Source organism: Rhodococcus sp. UNC363MFTsu5.1 (assembly GCF_000686785.1).
Taxonomy (GTDB): Bacteria; Actinomycetota; Actinomycetes; order Mycobacteriales; family Mycobacteriaceae; genus Rhodococcus_G; species Rhodococcus_G maanshanensis.
This window is the reverse complement of sequence record NZ_JMLO01000028.1, coordinates 85058-86929: the sequence shown is the minus strand read 5'-3', so window position 1 is coordinate 86929 and position 1872 is coordinate 85058. Positions and strand designations below refer to the sequence as shown.

Annotated in this window: 2 protein-coding genes and 1 pseudogene; 2 read left to right on the top strand and 1 reads right to left on the bottom strand. The window is 67.8% G+C overall.

Features of this window, described 5'->3' with window-relative positions; genetic code table 11:
• The coding region (locus tag BR31_RS29510; RefSeq protein WP_037177475.1) for an MspA family porin at window positions 1-351 on the bottom strand (351 nt) is incomplete at its 3' end.
• 304 nt (window positions 352-655) lie between these two features.
• Here BR31_RS29510 and BR31_RS0120310 point away from each other — a divergent pair.
• Window positions 656-1393 carry a FadR/GntR family transcriptional regulator gene (locus tag BR31_RS0120310; RefSeq protein WP_027502575.1) on the top strand — a complete coding sequence of 246 codons (738 nt, stop codon included), beginning with the start codon at window positions 656-658 and terminating at the stop codon, window positions 1391-1393.
• A 111-nt stretch (window positions 1394-1504) separates the two neighbouring features.
• Window positions 1505-1872 (top strand): annotated as a pseudogene (locus BR31_RS32610) (hypothetical protein); the annotation flags it as partial.

The window sequence follows — 1872 nt, the reverse complement described above, 5'->3', positions numbered from 1 at the left end:
CCGCGAGATCCCGTGCGTGGAGGAGTTGTTGGTGCCCTTGTCGTTGGTGGCGCCGTTGAACGGCCCGGCCTCGCCTTCCTTGGTGATGCCGGTGACATCGGCGGTGACCGTGCCCGAGACCCACGCCGTGCGGCCTGCACTGTTGGCGGCCAGCGACGGGGAGATCAGGGCGCTCTCGCCGGTGCGGGAGACGACCGCTCCCGGTCCGGCCTTCTGCCCGTCGGGCAGCGGCACGAAGGTGTCGGCGTGGGCCGCACCGGTGGACATCAGGCCGATCGCCATCGCCGCGGCGGCGCCTGCGCCTGCGATGCGGGCGCCACGGCGCAGGCCTGACTTGCTGATCTCGCTCATTCGTTCCCCTCTAGAGGTGGTCAGTGGTGGTCGGAAGCGGTGCATCGGACCGGAGGGCTGGTCAGGTCGTGAGCCATGCTTCCGAACGCTGCGCCAAGAAACTATCCGCATCATTCGATTGAATGCAATGGACCACACCCGGATACAAATGAGACTCATCTCACACATCGCCGTCCCGCTCGACGGGACTCGTACAGTGCAGGTCAACTGTCCAGATTGCCCCCCAACCCTGCGAATCATCTGTAGGATTCGGCCCCTGGGGGTTCTACGAAAGTGTCGTCATGCAGGGGGCGGAGCGAAAGTGATGGACAGGGCGGATCGTCCGCAGAAGACGGCGATGATCATCGCCCGGCGGATCATTTCGGACATCGAACGCGAGGGCCTGCGGCCCGGTGATCGGTTGCCGCCGGAGCGGGTGATGCTCGAGCAGTATCAGGTCGGCAGGGGCACGCTCCGCGAATCGCTCCGGTATCTCGAGCTGTCCGGCGCGCTCTCGATCAAGCCGGGGCCGGGCGGGGGGCCGACCGTGCAGAAGCCGGACGGCTCCCACCTGATGACCGGCCTCGGCCTGTTGCTGCAGTTCGAGGAGTCGCCGTTCGGCACGATCGTCGAGGCGCGGGTCGGCCTCGAGCCGTTGATGGCCCGGATGGCCGCCGAGCATCGAACCGAGGAACACCGCCGGGTCCTCACCGAGTCGGTACAGCAGATGGAGGAGCACCTCGACGATCTCGAGGCGTTCCTCGCGGCGAACCGCCGATTCCACAACACCATCGCGTGGGCGTCGGGCAACGCGCTGTTCGGCTATCTCGTCGACGCCATGGACGGAGTCTTCGTCGGGGCGGGGGTCGGGGTCGCCTATTCGGAGCGGCTGAGGTCAAGGGTGCTCGCGGACGACGTCGCGATTCTCACGGCGATCGCGGACGGCGATCCCGACGCCGCCGAGGGGGCGATGCGTGCGCACGTCGCGCAGTGGACGGCCTACCTGCGGGAGAACTTTCCCGGTGAGCTGTCCCGGCCGATCGCGTGGAATGTGATGCGGTAGCCACCGGCGTCTTCAGCGCGGTCTCAGGTTCCGCCTCTATTCTGGCGGGTCGGACTGAATTGACCAGCGGCGGGACCACACGATCACCCGCGCAGAGAGCAGGCCCGAGACATGAACAACACGGACGATCCGCGCACACCGCAGGAGCGCAGCGCCGACGGGACCGAGCCGTTCGACGCAGGCCCCGACCCCACCGCGGAGTGGGCTCCGGCGGCCGAGGACGCTGCGACGGACCAGGCGACCGAGGTCTGGGCTCGTGGCGCCGATCAGCCGACGCAGCAGTTCGACCGGTCGGCCGAACCGGCGACCGTGCAATACACCTCGGACCCGAACCAGGCCTACGGCCAGGTTCCGCCGAACGCGACGCAGGCGTATCCGACGTACCAGGGGTACGACCCGAATCAGCCGCCGAACGCGACGCAGGCGTATCCGACGTATCAGGGGTACGACCCGAATCAGCCGCCGAACGCGACGCAGGC